Source organism: Novilysobacter antarcticus, assembly GCF_019802285.1.
In the GTDB taxonomy this organism is placed as follows: Bacteria; Pseudomonadota; Gammaproteobacteria; order Xanthomonadales; family Xanthomonadaceae; genus Novilysobacter; species Novilysobacter antarcticus.
The window spans coordinates 934,093-958,600 of record NZ_JAIEUJ010000002.1 but is presented as its reverse complement, the minus strand read 5'-3'; the positions used below and the strand labels follow the sequence as shown (position 1 = coordinate 958,600).

At 68.0% G+C, this 24,508-nt stretch carries 19 protein-coding genes, 1 tRNA gene and 1 pseudogene; 13 read left to right on the top strand and 8 right to left on the bottom strand.

Annotation, left to right across the window (positions count from 1 at the left end):
* Positions 1–128, top strand: a pseudogene (locus tag KZ491_RS09080) (acyl-CoA dehydrogenase); the annotation flags it as partial.
* 81 nt (positions 129–209) lie between these two features.
* On the opposite strand, the gene KZ491_RS09075 reads toward KZ491_RS09080, so the two are convergent.
* Complete coding sequence (locus KZ491_RS09075) at positions 210–1,931, bottom strand: hypothetical protein (protein ID WP_222565470.1); 1,722 nt, start codon at positions 1,929–1,931, stop codon at positions 210–212.
* A 63-nt stretch (positions 1,932–1,994) separates the two neighbouring features.
* Positions 1,995–2,732 (bottom strand): SOS response-associated peptidase, encoded by a 738-nt coding sequence (locus KZ491_RS09070; protein WP_222565469.1) that lies wholly within the window; start codon positions 2,730–2,732, stop codon positions 1,995–1,997.
* On the opposite strand from KZ491_RS09070, the gene KZ491_RS09065 reads away from it, so the two are divergent.
* Positions 2,731–3,519 (top strand): extensin-like domain-containing protein, encoded by a 789-nt coding sequence (locus tag KZ491_RS09065; RefSeq protein WP_222565468.1) that lies wholly within the window; start codon positions 2,731–2,733, stop codon positions 3,517–3,519. The two genes, KZ491_RS09070 and KZ491_RS09065, sit on opposite strands and share 2 nt — an antisense overlap.
* A gap of 55 nt (positions 3,520–3,574) precedes the next feature.
* Here the strand turns inward: KZ491_RS09065 and KZ491_RS09060 are convergent.
* A tRNA-Arg gene (locus tag KZ491_RS09060) sits at positions 3,575–3,651 on the bottom strand.
* An 82-nt stretch (positions 3,652–3,733) separates the two neighbouring features.
* On the opposite strand from KZ491_RS09060, the gene ubiA reads away from it, so the two are divergent.
* Positions 3,734–4,636 (top strand): 4-hydroxybenzoate octaprenyltransferase, encoded by a 903-nt coding sequence (gene ubiA, locus KZ491_RS09055; protein WP_222565467.1) that lies wholly within the window; start codon positions 3,734–3,736, stop codon positions 4,634–4,636.
* Between the two features lie 37 nt (positions 4,637–4,673).
* Here the strand turns inward: ubiA and KZ491_RS09050 are convergent, their stop codons facing one another.
* Together KZ491_RS09050 and KZ491_RS09045 are read right to left on the bottom strand one after the other, a co-directional pair.
* On the bottom strand, positions 4,674–5,207 hold the full coding sequence (locus tag KZ491_RS09050) for an HdeD family acid-resistance protein (protein WP_222565571.1): 534 nt from the start codon (positions 5,205–5,207) through the stop codon (positions 4,674–4,676).
* A 59-nt stretch (positions 5,208–5,266) separates the two neighbouring features.
* Entirely contained in the window at positions 5,267–6,025 is a 759-nt protein-coding gene (locus tag KZ491_RS09045) for a ComF family protein (RefSeq protein WP_222565570.1), read from the bottom strand.
* A gap of 77 nt (positions 6,026–6,102) precedes the next feature.
* Between KZ491_RS09045 and bioB the strand changes: the two genes are divergently transcribed.
* The 6 genes from bioB to KZ491_RS09015 all read left to right on the top strand — a co-directional run bounded on the left by bioB (position 6,103) and on the right by KZ491_RS09015 (position 11,958).
* Positions 6,103–7,251 carry a biotin synthase BioB gene (gene bioB / locus KZ491_RS09040; RefSeq protein ID WP_246606641.1) on the top strand — a complete coding sequence of 383 codons (1,149 nt, stop codon included), beginning with the start codon at positions 6,103–6,105 and terminating at the stop codon, positions 7,249–7,251.
* A gap of 3 nt (positions 7,252–7,254) precedes the next feature.
* A complete protein-coding gene (locus tag KZ491_RS09035) occupies positions 7,255–8,475 on the top strand; it encodes an aminotransferase class I/II-fold pyridoxal phosphate-dependent enzyme (RefSeq protein WP_222565466.1) in 1,221 nt (406 codons plus the stop codon).
* Between the two features lie 16 nt (positions 8,476–8,491).
* On the top strand, positions 8,492–9,271 hold the full coding sequence (gene bioH, locus KZ491_RS09030) for a pimeloyl-ACP methyl ester esterase BioH (RefSeq protein ID WP_222565465.1): 780 nt from the start codon (positions 8,492–8,494) through the stop codon (positions 9,269–9,271).
* A complete protein-coding gene (locus KZ491_RS09025) occupies positions 9,268–10,179 on the top strand; it encodes a methyltransferase domain-containing protein (RefSeq protein ID WP_222565464.1) in 912 nt (303 codons plus the stop codon). The genes bioH and KZ491_RS09025 overlap by 4 nt, the downstream gene beginning before the upstream one ends.
* A 45-nt stretch (positions 10,180–10,224) precedes the next feature.
* Positions 10,225–11,241: a multidrug resistance efflux transporter family protein gene (locus KZ491_RS09020; RefSeq protein ID WP_222565463.1), complete on the top strand. Its 1,017-nt coding sequence runs from the start codon at positions 10,225–10,227 to the stop codon at positions 11,239–11,241.
* Positions 11,242–11,337: 96 nt separating this feature from the next.
* Positions 11,338–11,958 carry a hypothetical protein gene (locus KZ491_RS09015; protein ID WP_222565462.1) on the top strand — a complete coding sequence of 207 codons (621 nt, stop codon included), beginning with the start codon at positions 11,338–11,340 and terminating at the stop codon, positions 11,956–11,958.
* An 11-nt stretch (positions 11,959–11,969) separates the two neighbouring features.
* Here the strand turns inward: KZ491_RS09015 and KZ491_RS09010 are convergent, their stop codons facing one another.
* Positions 11,970–12,977 (bottom strand): pyridoxal-phosphate dependent enzyme, encoded by a 1,008-nt coding sequence (locus tag KZ491_RS09010; protein ID WP_222565461.1) that lies wholly within the window; start codon positions 12,975–12,977, stop codon positions 11,970–11,972.
* 121 nt (positions 12,978–13,098) lie between these two features.
* Here KZ491_RS09010 and KZ491_RS09005 point away from each other — a divergent pair, with 121 nt between their 5' ends.
* From KZ491_RS09005 to ribA, 4 genes are all read left to right on the top strand, one after another.
* Positions 13,099–13,668: a hypothetical protein gene (locus KZ491_RS09005; RefSeq protein ID WP_222565460.1), complete on the top strand. Its 570-nt coding sequence runs from the start codon at positions 13,099–13,101 to the stop codon at positions 13,666–13,668.
* Between the two features lie 593 nt (positions 13,669–14,261).
* Complete coding sequence (gene mnmG / locus KZ491_RS09000) at positions 14,262–16,151, top strand: tRNA uridine-5-carboxymethylaminomethyl(34) synthesis enzyme MnmG (protein WP_222565459.1); 1,890 nt, start codon at positions 14,262–14,264, stop codon at positions 16,149–16,151.
* Positions 16,152–16,387: 236 nt separating this feature from the next.
* Positions 16,388–17,821 (top strand): magnesium transporter, encoded by a 1,434-nt coding sequence (gene mgtE, locus KZ491_RS08995; RefSeq protein ID WP_222565458.1) that lies wholly within the window; start codon positions 16,388–16,390, stop codon positions 17,819–17,821.
* Between the two features lie 138 nt (positions 17,822–17,959).
* Positions 17,960–18,655 carry a GTP cyclohydrolase II gene (ribA, locus tag KZ491_RS08990; RefSeq protein ID WP_222565457.1) on the top strand — a complete coding sequence of 232 codons (696 nt, stop codon included), beginning with the start codon at positions 17,960–17,962 and terminating at the stop codon, positions 18,653–18,655.
* 36 nt (positions 18,656–18,691) lie between these two features.
* Here ribA and KZ491_RS08985 read toward each other — a convergent pair whose 3' ends face one another.
* Complete coding sequence (locus tag KZ491_RS08985; protein ID WP_246606640.1) at positions 18,692–22,627, bottom strand: translocation/assembly module TamB domain-containing protein; 3,936 nt, start codon at positions 22,625–22,627, stop codon at positions 18,692–18,694.
* A 2-nt stretch (positions 22,628–22,629) separates the two neighbouring features.
* Entirely contained in the window at positions 22,630–24,420 is a 1,791-nt protein-coding gene (locus KZ491_RS08980; RefSeq protein ID WP_222565456.1) for an autotransporter assembly complex protein TamA, read from the bottom strand.
* Positions 24,421–24,508 lie beyond the last annotated feature (88 nt).

Below are 24,508 nucleotides of genomic sequence, written 5' to 3'. Positions count from 1 at the left end.
GCATCACCACCGAGCATTGCGCGATCCGCCACGCCATGAACCTGGAGTCGGTGATCACCTACGAGGGCACCGAGACCATCCACCAGCTGGTGGTGGGCCGGGAGCTGACGGGGATCAACGCGTTCTGAAAAGCACGCGCCTGCTCAAGCAATAAGAAAAACCGCCCTTGCCGGGCGGTTTTTTTTTGGTCCGAGACTGCTGAAGGCGAACTATTTCACCTTCAAGTCCAAGTGGCCTTCGGTATTCAACTCGCCGATGACCGCGCCGACAGGGTCACGCACTGGCAGCGCCGCAGCGATCGCCAGCGTGCCGTCGCCCTCATCCACGGACGCAAAGTTGGCGATCCGGTAGTCCCCGCCAGGCAATGCGCTGGCATCGACAGTGATCCGTGTGCCCTTGCCGATTGACAGTGTGGGTTCGCCCTGCTTCGCCGGGTTGTTGTCCCCAGCGAAAATCCCGCCGATGTGCGTCCCCACAAGCAATGGCGCACCGGTCGCTGCGGGAGCGGCGATGCGGAAATTCAGAGTGCCGCCGCTGATGACCAGGTCCTGCTGCGCGGTCGGGTAGGGGGAATGCGCCTTGCTGTCTCCTTTGATCGCGCCGATGAACGACTGCGGACCGACGTTGATTGTTCCGCCGGAGATCGTCAGCGCGCCCGTGGGACTGTAGATCGCCGACACTCGAGTGAGGTTGACCACCCCGCCCTTGAGCGCACTGTCAGGGCCGGTCAGCTGAGCGTTGTCGAGGTTGATCGTGCCGTCCTCCAACACGGTTCGCATGTTCCACATCGACGGGCTTTCGGTCGGCGTGTCGATCAACGACTGCGCACTTGTAACGTTGAGGGTGCCGCCGCTGATAACCGTGACGATATCGAAGCCACGTTCCAGCGCCAACAGTGTTGAGCGGTGCTCGCCGTCCAGGCTGATCGCGCCCGAGCGCAGGTTGATGTGTTGGGTACCGGGCTCGTTCGCGCCAACCGGCTTGGTCGCCCTGCTGATCTGCAACATCCCGTCCGACACCCGGAGTTCGGGGCCGCGCTCTCCCGAACGGCCGACGTTGATGTCGCCGTCGGTCACGACCGCCAAGTACTTGCCCAGCGTCCAGCGGTCCCGATCGAGTCGCTGGCGCGGATCGTAGTAGATCGGGCTGGCGGTGCCGTTGACCGCACCGGCGCTGCTGATGCTTCCACCCAACAGCTCGATGCCGGTGGTGCCTTGCAGAGTCGTCTCGCCACCACCACCGCGCGACAACAGGCCGCCGCCATTCCACACCAGTTTTCCCTGTCTGGCTGCTATGACATTGCCGTTGACCGAGTGGAAGTCGAACACGCCATCGTTGACCACGAGATCCCCGTTTTCAGCCGTCAGCTGCCATGCCGTTTGCTCCCGCGCACGCACTACGTCATTCGCGGCGCTCAATGCCGCCAGCACCGACGCTTCGTTCAGCGGTTCTGGCGCGACGCCTTTGGCGTCGACTGAAGTAAATGCCTTGGCGATGCGCGCGGCATCACCACTGGCGAAGATCTCGCGAACCTGCTCCGGCGTGTAGAGCTGGAAACCTTCCTTCGCGGGCGCATCGGCCGTGTCCGCCGGACCAGGATGCACCTTGTTGTAGAGCGAGATGCTCTTGCCGCGTCCCAGTGCGATCCCGCGCGCGAGATCGATGGGTTGCGCGGTCGTGAACTTCCCGCTATCAATCACCAATCCATCGTGGCCCGTAATTTCCACTGACGCCGGGGCCACGCCATCGGCCAAGCGGACAAAATCACCACCCTCGACATGCGCGGCGGTGAACCGGTGCGTACCGGCGGCGAACTCGCCTCCGTCAGGAAGGGTTGCCACCGGAGAGCTCGCATCACCGGCGGTGGCGGCAACCAACGGGGACGTGGCGAGTGCCAGGGAAAGAACCAGGACTGAACCGTGCGGTGTCATGCGGCGTCTCCTTGTAGCTAGCCCGAGTGTGTTGACAAATGTCCGGACAATCAATGCCCGTGTTCAACCGGACCGCGGACGTATCAACTGCGCGCCGCTACTGCGCACGTTCCCGACGGCCGGATCGACCGCATGCCAATCCAGCTCCGGGGTCGCCGCCGAGAGAGCGATCTGCGCCGCGTCTTCCGGCGAGCCTCCGATCCACGTGCCCAGCAGATCCGAGGAGAGCATCAGTGGCATGCGGTCGTGAAGATGGGCGATCGCCGGATCCGCATCCCGGGTCACGATGCTGTAGGTGAGCAACTCGCCACGCTGCTCCCACAGCCCGGCAAAGAACAGCACAGGCGAGTTTCGCGCGTGGATGAAGTAGGGCTGTTTGGCGCCATCTTCCATCCGCCATTCGTAGTAGCCAGAGCTCGGCACCAGACCGCGTCGCTGCTTCCACGCCGAACGGAACACCGGCTTGGTGGCCGCCGTTTCGCAGCGAGCGTTGATCGTGCTGTACGCCAGACGCGTGTCCTTCGCCCACGACGGCAGCAGGCCCCAGCGCATTTCCGTGGCGACGGCTCCGTCACCGTCGGCCACCAGCACCCACCCGGTCTGGGTCGGCGCGCGGTTGTAGTTGGGCTCGGGATCCTGCGCCGGCGCGCTCACCGCAAGGCCGCCGGAGAACGCGTGGATCTCGCGCCACGTAAAGAATTGGCTGTCGCGTCCGCACATCGGCGCAGCGTACTCGCCGCGCCGTGTAGCGTTCCTGACGACCACGCGCGGCTGACGCCCGATCACCGACAGTCGGCTCATGACCGACACCGCAAGCAACGCGCGACGCACGTGGTTGCTCCTTCTGCTGGCGATCCTGCTGGCGTGGTGGGCCGTGGAATCAAGCCGTATCGCGATCCCGGACGCGTGGAACCCGTGGGCCCCGCTGCAGATCGACGATCCGCCCAACCTGCTGACAGGCTTCAAGCTGTCGCGGGCGTCCGGCGACCCTGAAGCGTGCACGGCGGCTTTGGCCGACGCGCAGATGGCGTGGACGCCACTGGAAGACCGCGTCACAGGTCCGGGTTGCGGTTTCGAGAATGCAGTCGCCATCACCCGCACCAGCGTCGCCGTCAACGCTCCGTTCACGCTGAGTTGCCGCGCCACATTGTCGCTGGCGATGTGGGAGCGCCATGTACTGCAGCAGGCCGCGGCGACGGAATTGGATGCGAAGGTCCTGCGAATCGAGCATTTCGGCTCATATGCCTGCCGGAACCTGTACGGCCGGACGACGGGGGCGCGCAGTCAACACGCAAGCGCGGATGCGCTCGACGTTGCCGCCTTCGTCATGGATGACGGCCGGCGGATCAGCGTCGTCAACGACTGGCAGTCCGACGGCTCGGGAACGGGTTCGCGCGGGGATGTGCCGGGCGGCGATGCGGACCCTCAAAACGCCCCAAGCGACAATCTGACTCCCGAGGCGCGCTTCCTGCGCGCGGTACACGACGGCGCCTGCCGCTACTTCGATGCCGTTCTGGGGCCGGACTACAACAGCGCCCACGCCGACCACTTCCACTTCGATCGCGGCCATGCGCGTGCGTGTCGATGAGGGAATCCTGATTCGAAGAGAAAGGAGAGCTGGTGTGGCAGTGCGCCGGGAAAATTGGTGCGCCTGGAGGGATTCGAACCCCCGACCAATGGCTTCGGAAGCCACTACTCTATCCAGCTGAGCTACAGGCGCATCTTGGGCCGCATGCGAAGACCGCACGGGGAGCGCATTCTAGCCCCAAACCCGGCTGCGCGTCATCGCCCATAATTGCGCGATGAACTATGAGCGTTTCGAGCCCGGGCATTTGCCTGCGTGGAAGACCCGCCTGCGCCTCTACTGGCAGCTGACCCGTAACGACCGCCCCATTGGCTGGTTGCTGCTGCTGTGGCCGACTTGGTGGGGGCTGTGGCTGGCGGCCGGTGGCGTGCCGCCGCTGTGGACGTGGTTCGTGTTCACCGCCGGGGTGTGGCTGACCCGGTCCGCCGGCTGCGTGATCAACGACTACGCCGACCGTTGGCTGGACCCGCATGTCGAGCGCACGCGCGACCGGCCGCTGGCGACCGGCGCGGTACGCGGCCGCGAGGCGCTGGCGCTGTTCGCCGTCCTGATGCTCGCCGCGTTTGCGCTCGTGCTGACGATGAATACGTTGACCATCTGGCTGAGTCTGGTCGGCCTGGTGCTCGCCGCCAGCTATCCCTATCTGAAGCGCTACACCCACCTGCCGCAGGTCTACCTGGGGATGTCGTTCGGCTGGTCGATCCCGATGGCTTTCGCCGCCGTCACCGGCGAGGTGCCGCCACTGGCGTGGCTGCTGTATGTCGCCAACATCCTGTGGTCCACGGCCTATGACACCTGGTACGCGATGGTCGACCGCGACGACGACATCAAGCTGGGCGCCAAGTCCACCGCGATCCTGTTCGGCGATCTGGACCTGGTCATCCAGGGAGTGCTCTACGCACTGTTCTTCACCGCCTTGCTTTTGGTCGGCCAGCGCGCCGGACTGGGCGCCTGGTACCTCGCCGGGCTGGCCGTCGCGCTCGGGTTGGTCGCATGGGAGTTCTGGATCAGCCGCACCCGCGAGCGCGGGCCGTTGTTCCGCGCTTTCGTGCACAACCACTGGGTGGGGATGGCGGTGTTTGCCGGGATCGCGCTGGACCTGTGGATGCAGCGCGCCTGATTATCCCTGCGTGGTGGTCCCGGCTGCGATGCCGCGGCTAGAGCCGCGTGGCGAACTTGCGCAGTTTCAGCCCGACCCAGATCTGCATGGCGCCATACAGCAAGGCGCCAAGGCCGATCCAGATTGCGATGGTGGCAAGCCCGGCCAACGGGAACGCGACGAAAAGGACCGCCAGCGCGATCACCAGCAAGCCGCTCAGCACGATCAGCCACTCACCGCGGATGTGCTTGCGGATCCGGATTGCCAGGGCGATCCGGAACACGCCAGCGATGAGCAGCCAGGCGGCCAGAAGCAACAGCAGGACGCTCGCCATCTGCAGCGGGTTGAGCACCGCAAGCACACCGAAGGCAAGCGAGCTCAGCGCGTACAGGGCGAGCCAGCCACGCGAGATCCGCGAGTTTCCGGAAATCAGCGCAAACAGGCTGATCACCCCTTCGGCGATGGCCATGACGCCGAACGCCCAGACCATCGCGACCGCGGTGGCGGCCGGCGAGACCAGCGAGATGATCCCGAACGCCACGGCGATCACGCCAAACAACACCAGCACCCACCAGCTGCGGCCAATAACCATGACGAACTCCCGATAGAAGATGGGGCCATCTAGGCGCGCGCGGCGATGGCTGTCAAATTTCACGGGACCCGTGCTGCCACCCAGGCATCCACCCGCACGGCGCCGGCCAGGTACAAGCACTGAGCCGCGGAGTGCAGCGTGGCGCCGGTGGTCATGACGTCGTCCACCAGCACCACGTGCGCGGGGAGGTCGACGCGCGCCCGCACCTCGAATGCGTCCTCGACGTTGTAGCGGCGATCGGCGGCATCCAGCCGCGACTGCGGACTGGTGGCGACGGCGCGCGACATCACTCCGTCGAGCAGCGGAATCCGCAGCGCGCTTGCCAACGGCCGCGCCAATTCCAGCGCCTGATCGTAGCCACGTTGGCGCAGGCGTGAGCGGTGCAGGGGCACCGGCACGATCGCATCGGGTCGCGGCAACGATCCAAACGCCTCAACCATCAGCGCGCTCAACACGCGTCCGGCCGCCAGGTCGCCGTGGAACTTGAAGCGCGGTGCGAGGCGGTCCATTGGCGCCCCATAGGTGCACGCTGCGCGCACCTCGACCAGCGGTGGGGGTTCGGACAGGCAGCTCGCGCACGTCGCCGATCCGGTGTCATGTGCGGTTGTCGCCGCGGCGTTCTGCTGGTCCAAGGGCAACGCACAACGCAGGCAGGCATGCGGATGCCAAGGCATTGCGGCCTCGCAAAGCGGGCACAGGTCGCGTCCGTCCCGTCCGTGCGCGCCGCACACCAGGCAGCTGCCTGGCCACAGTGTTCTGGCGAGCCAGCTACTGCATCGGGCCAGCGCACCGATCCTGTTTTGCCCCACCGTGTGGATCGCCAATGTGTTGACAGCCGTGACCGTTGCTTTCCAGACTGCCCGGCCCGCCACGCGCCGTCAGCCGGAAAACCGCCATGTCCCTTGTCAGTAAAGCCAGCGTTTCCGCCGAGGTGTGCGACGACATTCGTCACGACTGGTCGCGCAGCGAAGTTCTCGCCCTGTTCAATCTGCCATTCACCGAGCTGGTGTTCCGCGCGGCGAGTGTCCATCGTGCGCACTTCGATCCGGCCGAGGTCCAGGTCAGCACGCTGTTGTCGGTGAAGACCGGCGGCTGCCCGGAAGACTGCGCCTATTGCCCGCAGGCCCAGCGTTACCACACCGGGGTGGACGCGCAGAAGTTGATGTCCACCGAAGCGGTGCTGGAGCGTGCGCGCGCCGCGCGCGATGCCGGTGCCTCGCGCTTCTGCATGGGAGCGGCGTGGCGCTCGCCGGCGGATCGCGATATTCCCAAGGTCGCCGAGATGATCCGCGGTGTGAAGGCGCTGGGATTGGAAACCTGCGCGACGCTGGGCATGCTCAGCGGCCACCAGGCGGAGTCGCTCAAGGATGCCGGGCTGGACTACTACAACCACAATCTGGACACCGCCCCGGAGTTCTACGGCGAGGTGATCCAGACCCGCGACTACCAGGATCGGCTGGACACCCTGGCCCACGTCCGCGATGCCGGTCTGAAGACCTGCTGCGGCGGCATCGTCGGCATGGGTGAATCGCGGGAGCAGCGCGCCGGGCTGCTGCAGGCGCTGGCCAACCTGCCCGCCCATCCCGACTCGGTGCCGATCAACCGCCTGGTCAAGGTCGCCGGCACGCCGCTGGCAGACGATGACTCCCTGGCCGAACTGGACCCGTTCGAGTTTGCCCGCACCATCGCCGTCGCCCGGCTGCTGATGCCGCGCTCGATGGTGCGCCTGTCGGCGGGACGCGAGCAGATGAGCGATGAGCTGCAGGCGCTGTGCTTCCTTGCCGGTGCCAACTCGATCTTCCACGGCGAGAAACTGCTCACCACCGCAAACCCGGGCACCGACCACGACCGCGCGCTGTTCGATCGCCTCGGCATGCGTGCGATGGCGATGCCCGGAAAGGACGATAATGTGACCCCTGCGGCCACGAAGCCGGGGGGTACAGTGCACGCCGACATCATCCACAACGCCAGCTGTGATCATCGCGTCAGCGACGCGCATGCAACGTCCCAGCCGACGCAATCCGTGTCCGGCCTGAAGCGCTGAGCCATGGCGCGCGCTTTTTGGGGCGAGCGAATTGAAGCCATCCGGGCCCAACGCGCCGATGCGCCGCGCAGCCATGCTCGTTGCGCGATCAGCCATCGTGACGGCGCCCGCTGCACCGTCGACGGACGCGAGCTGCTGAACTTCTGCAGCGAGGACTATCTCGGCCTGTCCCAGCATTACGCCGTGATCGGTGCCCTGCAGGATGCCGTGGCCGTGGACGGTGCCGGCGGTTCCGGGTCGCACCTGGCGTGTGGCCGCCATCGCAGCCACGAACGCCTGGAGGAGGAGATCGCCGACTGGCTGGGGACGCCGCGAGTGCTGTTGTTCGGCAGCCGTTATCTGGCCAACCTGGCGGTCCTGCAGTCTCTGCTTGGCGATGAGGACGTGTGCGCCCAGGACGGGCTCAACCACGGCAGCCTGGTTGACGCCGCACGCCTGGCCGGCTGCCGCCTGCGCCGCTACCCGCATGGCGATCCGGAGGGTGCGATCCGGCAGTTGCGCGGCATGCCCGACGGCATGGCGATGGTCGCCACCGAAGGCGTCTTCGGCACGGATGGCGACGTAGCGCCGCTGCGGCAACTGGCGCTGGTCGCCCGGGTGCAGCACGCCTTGCTGTATGTCGATGACGCGCACGGGATCGGCGTGGTCGGGCCGGAAGGCCGCGGCAGCATTGCCGCCGCCAACCTGGGCGTGGATCAGGTGCCGCTGCAACTGGCCAGTCTGGGCAAGGCGCTGGGCGGGCAGGGCGCGGCGGTTGCCGGCACCCATGAGCTGATCGAGCACCTGACCGAAACCGCGCGGCCCTATCTGTTCACCACGGCCTTGCCACCGGCTCAGGCGGCGGCCGGGCTGACGGCGCTCAAGCTGGCCCGGAAGGAGCAGTGGCGGCGGGAGAAGCTGGTCGAGCTGGTCGGGCATTTCCGCGAGCGCGCCCATCGCGCCGGCTTGTCGCTGCTCGACTCGCAGACCCCCATCCAGCCACTGTTGGTCGGTGATGACGCGTGCGCGGTGTCAATGGCGGCCGCGCTGCAGCGCTCGGGCTACTGGGTGGAGGTGGCCGCGGCGCCAACCTTGGGCGAGGGACAGGCCCGCCTGCGCGTCACCCTGTCCGCGTTGCACGCGCCCGCCGACATCGACGGTCTGATCGATGCCATGTCCGGCGCACGCGACCGCGCCCGGGCCGAGGCCCGTGTTGCCGCCATCAGCCGCGGTGCCACCCCATGAATCCACAGAGCAACCCATGCATATCGAAACCCGCGGGCAAGGCCCGACGCTCGGCCTGATCCACGGTTGGGCGATGCACAGCGGCCTGTTCGGACCGCTGGTGGACCGCCTCGTCGAGCGCTATACCCTGCATCTGGTGGACCTGCCCGGCCACGGTCACTCACGCGGAAGCGACGCCTCGCTGGATCCGGAGCCGTTGGCGGCCGAGCTGGTGGCGCGCATTCCCGACGCGGCCTGGCTGGGATGGTCGCTGGGCGGCCTGGTATCGCTGCGGGCCGCGCTGGATCACCCCGACCGGGTGCGAGCGCTGGTGCTGATCGCCTCGTCGCCGCGGTTTGTGCACGGTCCCGACTGGCCGCATGGCGTCGGCCCGACCCTGTTCGGTGATTTCGGCAGCGCGCTGGCGCATGACTTCCGCGGCACCCTGGACGGCTTTCTCGCCCTCGAGGCCCTCGGTTCAAACAGCGCCCAGGAGGAGCTGCGCAAGTTGCGGCTGCAGGCGTTTGAGCGCGGCGAGCCGTCGCCGGCGGCGCTCCAGCAAGGCCTGCAACTGCTGGACCAGGAGGACCTGCGGGCCGGGTTGCCGACCCTGCGCGTGCCCAGTCTCTGGATTGCCGGCCGCCGCGACCACCTCGTGCCGCCGGCCGCGATGGCCGCCGCGGCGGCGCTTGCGCCCTCCGGCCGCAGCATCGAGATCGCCAGCGCCGGCCACGCGCCCTTCCTGGGAGCGCCTGACGCGGTGGCCGACGCGATCGACGACTTTCTGCAATCCATCGCAAACGGAGCAAATCCATGAGCGAGCTGTTCGACTACCGCCAGATCCGCCGGGCGTTCTCACGCGCAGCGGACAGCTACGCGGGCCTGGACGAGGTGCAGCGCGAGATCGGTTCTCGGCTGGCCGACTCGCTGGACTACCTGGATGACCCGGCCCTGGCGTTGCCCGCGCCTGAGGTCGTGGTCGACCTGGGCGCAGGCCCGGGGCACATGGCCGCGATTCTGCAGAAGCGCTGGCCCAAGGCGCGGGTGCTCGCGCTGGACGTGGCGCCGGGGATGCTCGCTCAGGTCCGCGGACAAGGCGCGGGTTTCCGCTTCAATCCGTTCGCGCCGCGCCCCGTACCGGTGGCCGCGGATGCGCGCGCGCTGCCGCTGGCCGATCGCAGCGTCGACGTGCTGTATTCCAACCTGTGCCTGCAGTGGGTGGAGGACCTGCCGGCCGTCTTCGCCGGGATGCGCCGGGTGCTCAAGCCCGGCGGTCTGATGCTGGTCTCGACCTTCGGTATGGATACGCTGATCGAACTGCGCCAGGCCTTTACCGAGGTCGACGAGGTGCCGCATGTCAGTCCGTTCACGGCGATCGGCCCGTTCGGCGATGCCCTGATCGCCGCCGGCTTCAAGGACCCGGTGCTGGACCGCGACGAGTTCCACCTCGGCCAGCCCGATATGGCCAGCCTGATGCGCCGACTCCAGGGCCTGGGATCCACCAACGCCCTGGCCGCGCGCCGGCGCAGCCTCACCGGCCGCCAGCGCTTTGCACGCGCCGCCCAGGTCTACGAAGCGATGCGCAACGCCGACGGCCAGCTGCCGGTCACCCTGGAGGCGATCTACGCCCACGCCTGGGGCCCACCGCCGGGCGCACCCATCCGTGTGGGTGGCATCGATGAGGTGCAGGTGCCCGCGTCCAGCATCCGCGTACGCAAGCGCTGACCGGCTCACCGGGCCGGCATCGCTGCGTTGGCGTAGATTCCCGAGATGACTGATCTCTCCCAGCGCCGGCGCGCGCTGCTGGCGGTGGCGATCGCGCTGCTGTCCGCGCTGTTTTTCACCTGCACCTACGTGCTCAACCGTGCGGCGGCCACCGGCGGTGGGCACTGGGCGTGGACGGCCTCGCTGCGCTACCTGATCACCCTGCCGCTGCTGGTGCCGCTGATGCATTGGCAGGGTGGCATGGGGCCTGTCTGGCGCGCGATCCGGGCCCATCCTCTGCCGTGGCTGGGCTGGAGCACCGTGGGCTTCGTGGTGTTCTACCTCGGGCTCAGCTACGCCGCCGCAAGCGGACCCTCGTGGCTGGTGGCCGGGACGTTCCAGCTGACCGTGATCGCCGGCATGCTCTGCGCGCCCTTCCTCTACAACGACGAGCGCGCCCGGATTCCGCGCCCGGCACTGGCCGTCGGTCTTCTCGTGGTCGCCGGCGTGCTGATGATGCAGTTCGGTGTCGACGATGGTGGCTTGGACCGCGACGGCTGGATCGCGCTGGGCTGTGTCGCCGTGGCGGCGGTCGCCTATCCGCTGGGCAACCGCGGCCTGCTGCTGCATCTGGAGCGGGTCACGCCCTCATCCGATGGGGTCGAGCTCAACGCCACCCAGCGGGTGTTCGGGCTGACCCTGGCCAGTCAGCCGGCCTGGTGGCTGGTCGCCGCCTTCGCCGCCGGGCAGTCGGGCGCGCCGCCGGTGGAGCAGGTCTGGTTTGCCGCCGCGGTCGCGCTGGGTGCGGGTGTCATCGCCACGGTGTTGTTCTTCCAGGCCACCGGGATGGTCCGCAACAACCCCACCGCGCTGGCCGCGACCGAAGCCATGCAGGCCGCAGAGATCCTGTTTGCGACAGTGCTGGGCGTCCTGCTGCTGGGCGAGGCGTGGCCGCAGGGGCGCGCCCTGTACGGCGCGCTGGTGGTGATGGCGGGCATCGCGGTGTTCAGCTGGATCGCTGCGCGAGAAGCGGTGGGGAGCCCTCCGGCGGTGCGCGCGCTGCGAAGCGAACGCGGCGGCTGAACAGTGGCGCGTGCAGGACGAGCCCGCGGTTCAGCGCGGCATGCTTAAATTCGGGCTCTGTCCGCACAGCCGTGAGTGCCCGCGATGTTTCATCCGATGACTTTCGCAGCGGTGGTGTCTCTGGCCACGCTGATTGCCACCAGCCTGATGCCAGTGCGGGCGCAGCAATCGCCTGCCGCGGCCATTGAACAATGGGGATTCGACCCGTCCGCACTGGTGGCAGACGGCCACGAGCTGCTGCTCCGAGCACCGGATCCGGCGATTGACCAGCTGTTCCAGGTCGCGCGCAGCATCCTGTCCGATCCGCGCGAAGCCCAGGTGTTGTGCCCGCTGTTCGACCCATCCGCCGAGCGCAGCCTGGCGTCGTTCAACGAGGTCGCCAACAAACTGGGGCCCGAGCACAGCGGACGTTTTGCCGGCGCTGTGGCGAACCTGTTCGTCGCCGCCATGCAGTCGCCGCGCCAGCCGTTCGACGAAGTTTCGGCCCGTCAGGGCCTGAAGTCGGCGGGGGTGCGCGCCGCGCTGGTCAATGACGGGTTTGTTGCAGGTCTGAACGGGGCGGACCACCAGGCGCGCTGTCGCTCGATCAGCTGGCTGCTGGACGATCTGCACGCTCAACCGCTGGCTCAGCGTGCAGCCGTCGCGCGCCTGCTGTTGGCCGAAGGGCTGGGCCACCTCGCCGTCGCTTCCGGTACGGCGCCACCTTCAGGCGGGTGACTGCTGGACCGTCAGCTGCGCGACGCGAGCGAGAGCAGGTCCGACAACTGGTACAGGTCGATGTTGCCGCCCGAGAGCACAATGCCGACGGTGCGTCCGGCGAACAGCTCGGGGTTTGCGAGCACAGCCGCCAGGGCAATCGCCGCGGACGGCTCGATCACCAGCTTCATGCGCTCCCATACCAGCAGCATGGCATCGATCGTTTGCGTGTCTTCCACCAGCAGGATGTCGCGTACCAGCTGGCGCACCAGCGGGTAGGTGAGGGTTCCCAGCTCGGCGCGAAGCCCGTCGCAGACCGTGTCGGCGACCCGCCCGGTGACGCGCTCGCCACGCTTGAGTGAGTCGTGGGCATCGCGCGCGCTGGCGGGCTCGGCGCCATAGATCTGGATGGACGGATCGACGCCGAGGGCGGCCAACGCGGTGCCGGAAATCAGGCCGCCGCCGCTGACCGGCACCACCACTGTGTCGATGTCGGGGGCGAAACGCAGCATCTCCAGCGTGGCGGTGCCCTGCCCGGCGATGACCCGTGGATCGTTGAACGGGTGGACCAGGACCGCGCCGGTTTCCTCCAGTACGCGCGCAGTTACTTCGTCACGCGAGGCTTGCGTCGGCTCGCAGGGAACGATGCGCGCGCCATAGCTCTCCATCGCTGCCAACTTGACCCGCGATGCGCCCCGCGGAACCACGACGGTCGCTGGAATGCCGCGCTCCCGGCACGCCAGCGCCACCGCGCCGCCGTGGTTGCCCGAACTCTGGGTAACCACGCCGTTGGCGGCTTGGCCGTCGGTCAGCGAGAACACTGCATTGCTCGCGCCGCGGAACTTGAAGGAGCCGGCACGCTGGAGGTTCTCGCACTTGAACAGCAGCCGGCATCCGGCGATCGCATCCAGGGTGCGGGCATGCAGAACCGGGGTAGGGTTGATGTGCGGCGCAATGCGCGAGGCGGCCGTCAGCACGGCGTCGAAGTCCGGCGCGGGGTCAGGCTTGGCGGGGATCTGGGCGGTGTCGGCGTTGTTCATGGCGACAAGCGTAGCCGAAGTGGTGGGCGCCGGCGGCAGCATGTCTGACGGCGCGATGGATTAAGCGCTAGTTCAACGGCTATAGCCGAGTATGGTTCAACAATCAATGGGGGGTCCGCGCATGTTCCGCAAAATCCTGCTTCCCGCGCTCGCGATCGGCCTGCTGGGCGGTTGCGTCAGCAGCGGCTACCAATACGACAGCGGCGGCTATTACTACGGCCAGCCCTCGACCAGCTACCGGTATTACGACGGCTACTACAACAACTATCGCTATCCCGGATATTACGGCAGCCTGAACTACCGTTATGGATATCCGGGCTACCGCTATCCGGGATACGGCTACCCCGGCTACGGGTATGGCGGCGGCTACTACCGGCCACCAGTGGTGATCGTGCGTCCCGGGCACGGCGACAACCATGGCGGCAACCATGGCAACCGGCCGCCCACCGGTGGACGCAATGATCGTGCGCCGTGGCGCGACTATGAGCGTCTGCAGCGTGAGCGCATCCAGCGGTCCACGCCGCCGTCCGGCAACCGACCCAGCTCGGCAGTGATGCGCAATCCGGTGCCGGCGCAGCCGCGCCCGGCCGCAATGCCCAGCCGTCCCGCCGCCCCTCCCAGCCAGGGCTCGCGCAATTCGCGCTCCGATCGCATGATCGAACGCGCGCGCACCTCACGCCAGGTCGAGTGATCGGTATCGGTGGACCGGCACTGCAGGCCAGCTATTGACAAACAACGTCGCAATGCGACGTAATCAGTTATCGCTTCAATGCTGATGCCCGACAAGGAATCTCGGATCCCCCCTGTTCCGCCCTTGTCTGGCATCGGCGCCTACACCCGAAAGCCCCGCCACGCGGGGCTTTCGCCTTTCGGGGCAGCTGTAAGCGATGCATTGCCACGGTTGCGGCATTGCGTTTCCGGCGCAGCTTGATCGACTGGTGTCTCGCGCAAAGCGTGACGGTGTGCATCTGGCGGACAAAAAAAGGGCCGAATGTCCCCCGACATTCGGCCCTGGTGCTTCCCCGACGGGCACATGGTCGGCCCTGTTCCAATCCCGACCGGCGCCTGGCGCCTGCCCCGTTGGGTGCATGAGTGATAACGCACGAAGCGTGCCAAGGTTGACCCGCGTTGCGGGATGGACGTCCTGACACTCGCTTTCAGGCGCGATCCTCTGGGTCGGTTTTAGTGGCAAGTGCTTGATCGGCGTACACTTCCTTCCCTGCGCTGGCGCCAATACCGGCAGCCTGCGCGCCATTGGCGGGTTCCGCCTTCCCGGTTTGCGACATGAAAAACGACTTCTACCAATATGACGTGATCGTGGTCGGCGGCGGCCATGCCGGCACCGAGGCGGCACTGGCGGCCGCGCGCGCAGGGGCGCGCACGCTGCTGCTGACCCACAACATCGAGACGATCGGCGCGATGAGCTGCAATCCGGCCATCGGCGGGATCGGCAAGGGCCATCTGGTGCGCGAGATCGACGCCCTGGGTGGGGTGATGGCGCATGCGGCTGACGCTGCGGGTATCCAGTGGCGCCGGCTCAATGCAAGCAAGGGCCCTGCGGTACGGGCGACCCGTTGCCAGGCCGACCGCAGCCTGTATCGCGCCTTCATCCGCGCGGCGGTCGAGCGCCAGCCGGGGCTGACCGTGTTCCAGTCGGCGGTGGACGATATCGATTTCGAGGCCGGACGGGTTGGTGGGGTGACCACACAGGCGGGGCTGCGCTTTCGCGCGCCGGCGGTCGTGCTCACTGCCGGGACTTTCCTTGCCGGCAAGATCCATGTCGGACTGACGAGCCACGCCGGCGGCCGGGTGGGCGATCCACCGTCGGTCACCCTGGCCCAGCGCTTGCGCGAAGGGCCCTTCGTGGTCGACCGGCTGAAGACCGGCACCCCGCCACGCATCGACGGCCGCAGCCTGGACTACTCGGTCATGGTGGAGCAGCCCGGCGATGACCCCCGCCCGGTGATGTCCTTCATGGGATCGCGCGATGACCACCCGCGCCAGGTGTCGTGCTGGATCGCCGAGACCTGCGAGCGCACCCACGAGATCATTCGCGGGGCACTGGACCGCTCGCCCCTCTACACCGGCCAGATCGATGGCATCGGCCCGCGCTATTGCCCGTCGATCGAGGACAAGGTGGTGCGCTTCGCCGAAAAGGCCAGTCACCAGATCTTCGTCGAACCCGAGGGCCTGGGCGTAACGGAGATCTATCCCAACGGTATTTCCACCTCGCTGCCGTTCGACGTGCAGCTGGAGCTGGTGCGCTCCATCCGCGGCTTCGAGAACGCCCATGTCACCCGCGCCGGCTACGCGATCGAATACGACTACTTCGACCCGCGCGGCCTTAAGGCGACGCTGGAGACCAAGGCGGTCGCCGGGCTGTTCTTCGCCGGCCAGATCAATGGCACCACGGGGTACGAGGAGGCGGCCGCGCAGGGGCTGCTCGCTGGCGTCAACGCGGCCCGACAGGTGAAGGGACACGAGGGCTGGTGCCCGCGCCGCGATGAGGCCTACATCGGTGTGCTGGTGGATGACCTGATCACCCACGGCACTACCGAGCCTTACCGGATGTTCACCAGCCGCGCCGAATACCGCCTGCAGCTGCGCGAGGACAACGCGGATCTGCGTCTGACCGCCACCGGGCGCGATCTCGGGCTGGTCGATGATGCGCGTTGGAACGCCTTCGCCGCCAAGCGCGACGCGATCGATGCGGAGAACGCCCGGCTGGGCGCGATCTGGATGTCTCCGGGCAACCCGCTCGGTACCGAGGTCGCCGGTGGTCTGGGCATTGAACTGAGCCGCGAGACCAGTGCGCGCGACCTGCTCAAGCGCCCCGAGATCGATTACGCCCGGCTGGTGTCGATACCCTCGCTTGGTCCCGGCGTGGTGGATCCGGCGGTCGCCGAACAGGTCCAGATCGGGGTGAAATACGCCGGCTACCTGGACCGCCAGAACGCCGAGATCGCGCGCCAACTCCGCCACGAAAGCACGCCGATCGCGGGCGATTTCGACTACGGCCGGGTCCACGGCCTGTCAGTGGAGCTGGCCGGCAAGCTGGAGCAGGTGCGGCCGCAGACGGTTGGCCAGGCCCAACGCATCCCCGGCATGACCCCGGCGGCGATCTCGTTGCTGCTGGTGCATCTGGTGGGCGCGCGCCGGCACCGGGTCGCCTGAACCGTCGAGTCGGCGTGCCGGTTGACCACAGCCGTGGCCCTTCCTAGACTTCGGCGGCTGCCGGGGCCTGTTTCCTCCGGCCATGCCCGCACCGTGGACAGACCGAGTCGACCTAGAACTTTCCCCTACACCATGGACCGCGCGAGTCCCTGGCGGTACGTGGAGCCTGCAGCGATCCGGTAAGCCGGCGCTGCCCGCCTCCGTGGTCGCCACGTCGCGACCTCCGGAGGCACCCCGTGATCAACCTCAAGAAGAAGAAGCAGCCCGACACCCGCCTCCTGTACCGGGCTGACGCGGAGGGCAACTTCGATGCCGACCTCGTCGCTGAGGCGATCGCCGCCGAGCTGGAGCGCGGCGAACACGAGGCGCTTCGGCGCGAATTGGTGGACGTCCTCGCCGCCGATCTGGCCGACGTACTGACCCGGCTGGAGCCGGAGCAACAGGCGCAGGTGCTGCCGCTGATTACCGCTGACCAGCTCGCGTTGCTGTTCGGCTATCTGCCGCTGGAGCTGCAGACCGAGTTGGTTGCCGGCATGCCGCGCGCGCAGGTGCTCGAGCTGCTCAACCTGATGTCCGCCGACGAACGCGTGGACCTGTTCAACACGCTGCCGGCCGATCGCCGCGAACGGCTGCTGCCGGCGCTGGCACAGGCCGAGCGCGACGACATCCGGCGTCTGGCCAGCTACCCGCGCGACAGCGTTGGCGCGCTGATGACCTCCGAGTACGCGACCCTGACCCCGGACCTGACCGCGGGCCAGGCGATCGCCGAGCTGCGCCGGGTCGCCCCCGACAAGGAGACCATCTACACGTCCTACGTGGTCGACCACGACCGCCACCTGATCGGCGTGGCGACCTTGCGCCGGCTGATCCTGGCCGACCCGGACACCCCCGTCCTGGAGGTCATGGCGCCCAATCCGGTCACCGTCTACGTCGACGCCGACCAGGTCGAGGCGGCGAACAAGATCGCCCGTTACGACTTCATCGCGCTGCCGGTCATCGATCGGGACGAGCGCATGGTTGGCATCGTCACCTCCGATGACGCGATGGACGTGGCCGAGGCCGAGGCGACCGAGGACTTCCACAAGTCCGGCGGTACCCTGGGCACGCTGACGATGAGCATGAAGGACGCCACGGTGTCCCTGCTGTACCGCCAGCGGGTGTACTGGCTAGTCCTGCTGGTGTTCGCGAACCTGTTCTCGGGCGCGGGCATCGCCCACTTCGAGGATCTCATCGCCGCCAACATGGCGCTGGTGTTCTTCCTGCCGTTGCTGATCGCCAGCGGCGGAAACGCCGGTGCCCAGTCCGCCACGCTGATGGTGCGCGCACTGGCCACCGGCGATGTGGAGATGCGCGACTGGGGCAGCATGCTGGTGCGCGAACTGGTCGTGTCCACCTTGCTGGGGCTGACGATGGCCCTCGCGGTCAGCGCGATCGGCCTGTTCCGTGGCGGTCCGGCGATTGCCTTGGTGGTGGCCACGACCATGCTTCTGATCGTGCTGGTGGGCAGCCTGATGGGCATGTCATTGCCGTTCCTGCTCAACCGGTTCAAGGCCGATCCGGCCTCGGCCAGCTCGCCTTTGATCACCTCGCTGGCGGATGGCATCGGCATCCTGATCTACTTCGGCATCGCCAAGGTGATGCTGTCCTGGATGGGCCACGCCATCGCCTGAGCTCTGCTGCCGGCGCCACCGGCACCCCGCGCGCGCTTGTGAATTGCGCGATCGCACCCATTCACAGGACTGTTGCTGCGACGGTTGGAGGACAATGGCCCCGTTCGCCGCCATTCCCCACGTTGTGCAGGAACCGCAATGAGTGACCCCAGTCCCGCCGTCGATCCCCACGCCGCCGATGCCACGCCGGCGGCTGACGTGCGCCTGCCAGTGCCGTCGAGCGCGGACGCCGATGCGGAAATCCGCTACGTCGACAGTTGCGAGCTGCCCACGCCGTGGGCGACCTTCCGCCTGCACGGGTTCATCGATCCGGCCAGCGGCAAGGAACACGTGGCGCTGACCCTGGGCGATCTGGACGACGGCGAGCCGGTATTGGCGCGGGTGCATTCGGAATGCCTGACCGGGGACGCTTTCTTCAGCCAGCGCTGCGATTGCGGTGCGCAGCTGGAGGAGGCCCTGCGTCGGATCGCGACTGAAGGCCGCGGCATCGTGCTCTACCTGCGTCAGGAAGGACGGGGCATCGGCCTGATCAACAAGATCCGCGCGTACCACCTGCAGGATGCCGGCGCCGACACCGTGCAGGCCAACGAGGACCTGGGCTTCGCCGCAGACCAGCGCCATTACGGCCTGTGCCAACCGATGCTGGCCCATTTCGGCGTTGGTGCGTTGCGCCTGATGACCAACAACCCGGCCAAGGTCGTGGCCCTGCAGAAGCTCGGGGTGCAGGTCCCGGAACGGATATCGATCCTGGTCGGGCACAACCCCAGCAACCAGCGGTACCTGGCGACCAAGCGCGAGAAGCTGGGCCACGTGATCGGCCTTCCCGCCGAATAGTCCCGGACCGGTAGCTGTCGCGGTTGCCGGGGCCGGCTACTTCTCCAGGCGCCAGTTGATCGAGCCGCGATCCTCCAGGGTGCTCGACTCGATCTCGATGTCGAAGCCGTGGTCGAGCAGGTACTTCAAAGTCAGCACCTGGCCGGTTCCCAGCAACGAGACACCGTAGCCGACGTACATCCGCGGCGAGAGCTGCTTGCCGAAGCCGAACACGCTGCTGCCCAGCGCGCGGCTCTGGGTGACGCCGGCATCCTCCAGACCGATCCTGGTCGCCAGCTGCGAGGCCAGCATGCCGCCGCCGGCGGTCAGCGCGGCGTTGGCCGCGTTGAGGTCGCCGCGCTCATCACCGGTCAGCGTGGACAGTGGCCGGCCGAGGGTCAGGTAGGCCAGCGCCTCGGGCTGCGAACTGGCCGGGTTGGACCACACCGAGGCCTGCGGCGCACTGGCGCGCCCGCTCACATCCACGCCGGCGGTGACCTCGCCGATCACCCGCTCGGCGCGCAGGTTGACGACGGGATTGGAGACCGGATCATTGGACCACCTGAGCAGGCCCCGGGTGATCTTCAGGTCCTGGCCGTAGGCCTTGTACTCGCCGGCGACGTTGATCGAACCGTTCGCAGCGAGTTCGCGTCCGGGCCTCGCCAGCAGCTGGATGTTGCCGTCGACCTTGCCGGTCAGGCCAAAGCCCTTCATCCGCACGTCGTCGCCGACGGTGATGCGCAGGTCCATGGCCAGTGGCGCGCCCGGGCCGTCGTCGGGATTGACGGGATCGAGCACGACGACGTCAGCCGACGGCGACACTGCGTGATCGAGTCCTTCCAGGTTGACCATCGCCTCGGGCACGAGAATGGTGCCGGTCAGACGCGTCGGTTGGCCGATCTGATAATTGAGCTGCAGGTCCGGGCTGGCCACCGCACGAAGGTTGGGGGTGTCGGAGACCAGCACGTCGGTACCACTCAGGCGGAGCACCAGCGGCGTCTCGTCGCCCTTCCAGCCCAGGGTGCCGTTGATGTTGAGAACGCCGTTGCCGTCGTTGCCGGCGCTGGAGGCCGAACGCACGCTGCCGTGGATCCTTGCGCTGCCATCGGCCAGCGCGTCCAGCTGGACGTTGCCTTCGCGAAGGGTAATGGCCAAGGCCGGCAGCTCGGTGCTGAAATCCGCCAGTCTCGCGCGTCCGCCCAGCTGCGGCGTATCGCGCGTTCCGGCGATGCTGATCTGTGCGCTTAGGGCCCCGGTCGGGTCGACGATGTCCGGCGAGAACAGTTCCATCCAGGTCAGTTCACGGGTGTCCAGCGAGAGCTGGCCGCTCAAGGGTGACCAGGCATCCCAGCCGGTGCGCAGGCTGGCGTCGATGCGGCCGTCGCCGTTGAAGCCGGTGCCCAACTCGGCCTCGATGCCCTGCGGCCGGAAGGTGGCTTTCAGGGCGAGGTTGTCGTAACTGAGCAATTCGGTACGCGAGCGCTCGCTGTTGCGGATTCCGCCGCCGGACGAGGTGATGCGGGCCTCACCGTCCCAGCCATTGCCGACCGGGCGGATGCGCGCGTCGATCGCGAGCTCGCCGCGCAGCAGCCATGGCTGGCGATGCTCGCGCTCGGGCAGGTAGGGCTCGACGAGCGCGACCGGCAGCCCTTCGCCGACCACGTTCAGGCCACGGCGCGGCCAGTCCGCATTGACACACAGCGAGCCGCCGGCGCTTGAGGCCAGACAGGCCTGCTCGAGGGTCGCACTGCTGCCGTTGGGCGCGGGCGCCCAGGCGAACCCGGCCGGCGCGCGAAGGTTCCAGTCCGCGCCGCGCTCCATGTCCAGGCCCAGCCGGGCCAGGGTTCCCTGCCAGCGGTTGCCGCGGTGGTTCAACGAGGCGTCCAGCGCGAGCGACGCGAGACCTTCCCGCCCGGCAGTGGCGCTCAGGCGCAGTTGCTCCACCGCCCCACGCGCATCGATGACCAGGCTGTCTACCGGTGCGCCGATCGCCAGGCCGTCGCCGCGGACGGCAAGCTGGCCGTCGCCGCGGGACCACGGCAGCTCGCCCTTGATCGTCAGCGTGCTGGCGGAATAATCGGCAAACCTCAGCTTGCTGCCGACCAGGTCGGCGCGGATGTCCGGTCCTGCCGCCGGGCCCTGCACGCGCGCGGTGCCGCGCAGTGTGCCGCTGGCATCGGGTAGCAGGTCCTGCAGGTTCAGCGGGGCGAAGCGCGCGTCGACATCCACCCGGTCGCTGTAGCTGCCCTTGGCGTCGATGCGGCTGCCGCCAATCGACAGGGCCAGTTCGCCCTGGTAGCGCGCGACATCCCCCGCAGGGGAGGCGCCGGACATTGCGAAGTGCCCTTTGCCGTCCAGCGGCTTGCCATGCAGTCGGCCACCCAGATCGGCCAGCTCGAGGGTGGCTTCCAGCCCGCCATCGTCGCGGGCGCTGCCCGTGCTGGTGATGTGGCCATTGATGGCGCCGTTCCAGCCCGCGGCGAAGTAACCCGGATCAAAGCCGGCCAGGCGGCTGTCGATGTCCCATGCCAGCGACGGCGCCCAGGCGATGCGCCCGGTGGCGGCGAGGGTGCCGGTGGGCATCGCCACGTCCAGTGCCTTCAGCTCCATCCGCTCGTTGTTGCCGCGTCCATCCACGGTGAGCGTCGCGCGCTCGCCGTCGCGGGTCAGGGTGGCGTTGCCGATCAATGCCCACGCCTGCAGGGTGCCGGCGAGACCGAAATCGGCATCGGCGGCCAGCGGGGTCGGGCTGCCCCACTGGATGCCGCGTGCATTGGTGGCGAACCGGAAGGAGGCATTGGCCGGGTCGTTGAAGTCGGCCGAGCCGCGCGCGACCACCGTGCCGTCGAGCAATTCCAGACGCAGCGGGTCCAGGTCCAGGATCTGGTCCTCCACCCGCAGTCGTGAGTTGAGCACCTTGGCGCTGAGCTCGCCCTGCCGCACCTCGCCGCGAACGCGGGCATCGCCACCGACCCCGTCGACCTGGAGCTGCAGGGCCAGCGGCGCTTCCGCAGGGGCGGCCCCGGGATCAGTCAGCAAGCCGATGTCGAGCGCGTCGGCACGGGCACGCAGCTGCCATTGCGGGCGGTTGATGCTGGCCATGACCGGTCCGCTGGTGGCGGCCGGCGGGCTGACCAGCCGGTCCTTGCCGCGCAGGACCACCGTGGCGCGAATCTCACCCGGCGCCCGGCCGCCAAGGCCCAGGTCCATCTCGTCCAGATCGCCGCGCGCGACCAGGCCAAGCCGCGCCGGGGTGCGGCCGGGCGCCGCCGGGAGCACTGCGGTCACCAGCAGGTCGCTGCGGTAATTGTCCGCCGGGGCGTAGTCGCCGTGGGCGGTGAAACGGCCGCGGTCGCTGTCGACCACCAGCTCCTCCACGTGCAGGCTGCCGGGCTTGGCCTGCAAGCCGCCGCGCAGGCGACGGATGTTGATGGTCGGCTCGCCGTCGCTGCGGATCTGGAAGCCATCGATCTGGATGTCGTCGGCCGTCATCGCCAGTGGCGGGGCGATCTGCGGCAAGGAATCGGGCCAGCGCGGGAGCTCGAACGGCTCGTCGCTGGCCGGCAGGTCCAGCGTCGCGTTCTCCACCTGCAGCGCGTCCAGGCGCAGGTGCCTGCCCAGCAGCGGCAGCAGCGCGGGTTCCAGCGTCACCCGCTGGGCGGTGAAGACGATCGCGTCGTAGGTAAAACGCACATCGTGCATCGTCAATGGCCCCGACACCGGGCCTTCCGCCTTCTGCCAGCTCAACGTGGCGTTGGCGGGCAGGCGCTGGACGATCTGGCCCAGGAGGACGTCACGGCCACCGATCGTGCTGACCAGCCAGTAGACGACGACCACCAGCAGCACCACCAGCGCGCCGGTGAGCACCGCGCTGCGGATGGCGAGAACGCGCATGCGCGCATGGCGCTTGCGGCGCAGCTCGGCGATCCGCTCCTCGCGCTCCTCCGGTGTCAGGTCCGGGTCCAGGCGATGGCGCTTCGGGAAGCCGATCATGGTCACAGGTCCGCGCCGACGCTGAGGTAGATCTGGAACGACGAGTCCGGACTGTCCAGGCCGTGGGCGATGTCGAGCCGCAGAGGACCGACCGGCGAACGCCATCGGACGCCCGCGCCTACGCCGGTGCGCCAGTCCGGCGTGCTGTCAAACGCGCTGCCGGCGTCCACGAACGCTGCCCCGCCCCAGTTCTGGGTGAAGTAGTGTTCGTATTCGATGCCGCCGGTGGCCACGTTCTTGGCGCCCAGCGCGTACAGCTTGCCGTCGCTGCCTTCCACCCGCGGGCCCACCTCGCGCCATGCGTAGCCGCGGATGCTGCGGTCGCCGCCGGCGAAGAAGCGCAGGCTCGGTGGCATCGCCACCAGCTCTTCGGTGAAGGTATGGCCCAGCTCCCCGCGCGCGATCACCCGGCCGCGCTCGCCGATGCCGCGGTACCAGCTCGCGGTGGCCCGGAGCTGGCCAAAATTCGCGTCGCTGCCGGCACCTTCCACGCCGCCGCGCAGCATCAGCGTGCCGGCGCGGCCGTTGCGCGGGAACACCCGATCGTCGGCATCGGTGTATTCGGCGCGCAGCGAGGGGTAGGTAAACGTCGCGTAGCGGAATGCCGGCTCGGTCAGCGGGTCGCCGTCATCATCGGCGGCGTAGGACCAGCGCTCGCGCAGCGCGTGCACGGAGGCGACGACATTGAGGTAGCGGTCGATCTTGCCGCTGCGGCTGGCGACCAGCTCGATCCGGCGGCTGTCCATGTAGTCGGTCTGCTCGTCGGCCGCCTGTGCGCTGACCGTGTACCAGCCATCTACCCAGGCGAAGGCCGGGATGCGGTACTGCGCGGTGAGGGTCTTGCGTCGCTGGGCATAGTCCAGTTGGGCGAGCGCCTTGTGGCCGCGCTTGTTCACGTAGCGGCGCTCCAGCCCCAGGCGCACACCGGCGCCGCTGTCGGTGCCGTAGCTCAGGCCGGCGGTGTAGATGCTGCGCTTGGCCGGGGTCAGCACCACGTCGACCGGGACCTGGCCGTCGATCGCCTCGTCGGGCAGGGGGTTGATCATCACCGATGAGAAATAGTCCAGCGCGGTGAGCGAGTCGCGCAGGCGGTCCAGCTTGCCCTGGTGGTAATAGCTGCCGGTTTCCCAGTACACCAGCTTGTCGAGCACCGACTGGCGCAGGATGGTTTCCGGCGTTTGCTGGAAATCGATCGGGCCCATGTCATAGCGGCGGCCGCTGTTCCAGACCAGATCGATGTCGGCAGCATTGTCGGCGCGGGTGACTTCCACCCGGCGCGATGCGAAGTCGGCGTCGAAGTAGCCGCGTTGCGACAGCCGGCGACTGATGCGGATCTTGCTGGCTTCGTAGAGTTGGTGGTCGAGGATGTCGCCCATCTGCGGCTTGAACTTCGCCAGATCCTCGCTGAGGTAACGATCACGCGAGCCGACGCCGTCGATCGCCACGTGGGCGCGGCGGACCCGCACCGGATCGCCGGGAACCACGGTGATGGTGACCGTTCCGGGCGCCCCGTTGTTGCGCTCGTAGTCAACCGTGATCGTCGGCGAGTAATAGCCGAACGGCTCCAGCGCCTCGCGCGTTTCATCCTCGGCCGCACGGACCAGATAGGCCAGGCGCCGGGCGGAAATCTCCTTGCCGGAAGCCGCGAACAGCGTCACTGCACTGCGCACGTTGTCAGTCATCGGCTCGTCAAGGCCAAGCACGGTGACCTTGTCGACTCGGGCGGCCTGGGCCGTACCGCAGACCAGAAGACAGCTAAGGGCGGCAGGAACCGCGATCAGGGCAAGGCGCATGCGCGCAAGAATACCTTTATCGCGTCAATGCCAAATAAACGCGGCCCGTACGATGCACGCCGTCGCGGCGGTCGCGGGTTGTCGTAGC

Excerpts from the sequence above, each read along its gene's own strand:
- KZ491_RS09075 (WP_222565470.1), bottom strand. The coding sequence starts at position 1,931 with ATGACACCGCACGGTTCAGTCCTGGTTCTTTCCCTGGCACTCGCCACG.
- KZ491_RS09065 (WP_222565468.1), top strand. The coding sequence starts at position 2,731 with ATGACCGACACCGCAAGCAACGCGCGACGCACGTGGTTGCTCCTTCTG.
- KZ491_RS09070 (WP_222565469.1), bottom strand. The coding sequence starts at position 2,732 with ATGAGCCGACTGTCGGTGATCGGGCGTCAGCCGCGCGTGGTCGTCAGG.
- ubiA (WP_222565467.1), top strand. The coding sequence starts at position 3,734 with ATGAACTATGAGCGTTTCGAGCCCGGGCATTTGCCTGCGTGGAAGACC.
- KZ491_RS09050 (WP_222565571.1), bottom strand. The coding sequence starts at position 5,207 with ATGGTTATTGGCCGCAGCTGGTGGGTGCTGGTGTTGTTTGGCGTGATC.
- bioB (WP_246606641.1), top strand. The coding sequence starts at position 6,103 with ATGTCCCTTGTCAGTAAAGCCAGCGTTTCCGCCGAGGTGTGCGACGAC.
- KZ491_RS09035 (WP_222565466.1), top strand. The coding sequence starts at position 7,255 with ATGGCGCGCGCTTTTTGGGGCGAGCGAATTGAAGCCATCCGGGCCCAA.
- bioH (WP_222565465.1), top strand. The coding sequence starts at position 8,492 with ATGCATATCGAAACCCGCGGGCAAGGCCCGACGCTCGGCCTGATCCAC.
- KZ491_RS09025 (WP_222565464.1), top strand. The coding sequence starts at position 9,268 with ATGAGCGAGCTGTTCGACTACCGCCAGATCCGCCGGGCGTTCTCACGC.
- KZ491_RS09020 (WP_222565463.1), top strand. The coding sequence starts at position 10,225 with ATGACTGATCTCTCCCAGCGCCGGCGCGCGCTGCTGGCGGTGGCGATC.
- KZ491_RS09015 (WP_222565462.1), top strand. The coding sequence starts at position 11,338 with ATGACTTTCGCAGCGGTGGTGTCTCTGGCCACGCTGATTGCCACCAGC.
- KZ491_RS09010 (WP_222565461.1), bottom strand. The coding sequence starts at position 12,977 with ATGAACAACGCCGACACCGCCCAGATCCCCGCCAAGCCTGACCCCGCG.
- KZ491_RS09005 (WP_222565460.1), top strand. The coding sequence starts at position 13,099 with ATGTTCCGCAAAATCCTGCTTCCCGCGCTCGCGATCGGCCTGCTGGGC.
- mnmG (WP_222565459.1), top strand. The coding sequence starts at position 14,262 with ATGAAAAACGACTTCTACCAATATGACGTGATCGTGGTCGGCGGCGGC.
- ribA (WP_222565457.1), top strand. The coding sequence starts at position 17,960 with ATGAGTGACCCCAGTCCCGCCGTCGATCCCCACGCCGCCGATGCCACG.
- KZ491_RS08985 (WP_246606640.1), bottom strand. The coding sequence starts at position 22,627 with ATGATCGGCTTCCCGAAGCGCCATCGCCTGGACCCGGACCTGACACCG.
- KZ491_RS08980 (WP_222565456.1), bottom strand. The coding sequence starts at position 24,420 with ATGCGCCTTGCCCTGATCGCGGTTCCTGCCGCCCTTAGCTGTCTTCTG.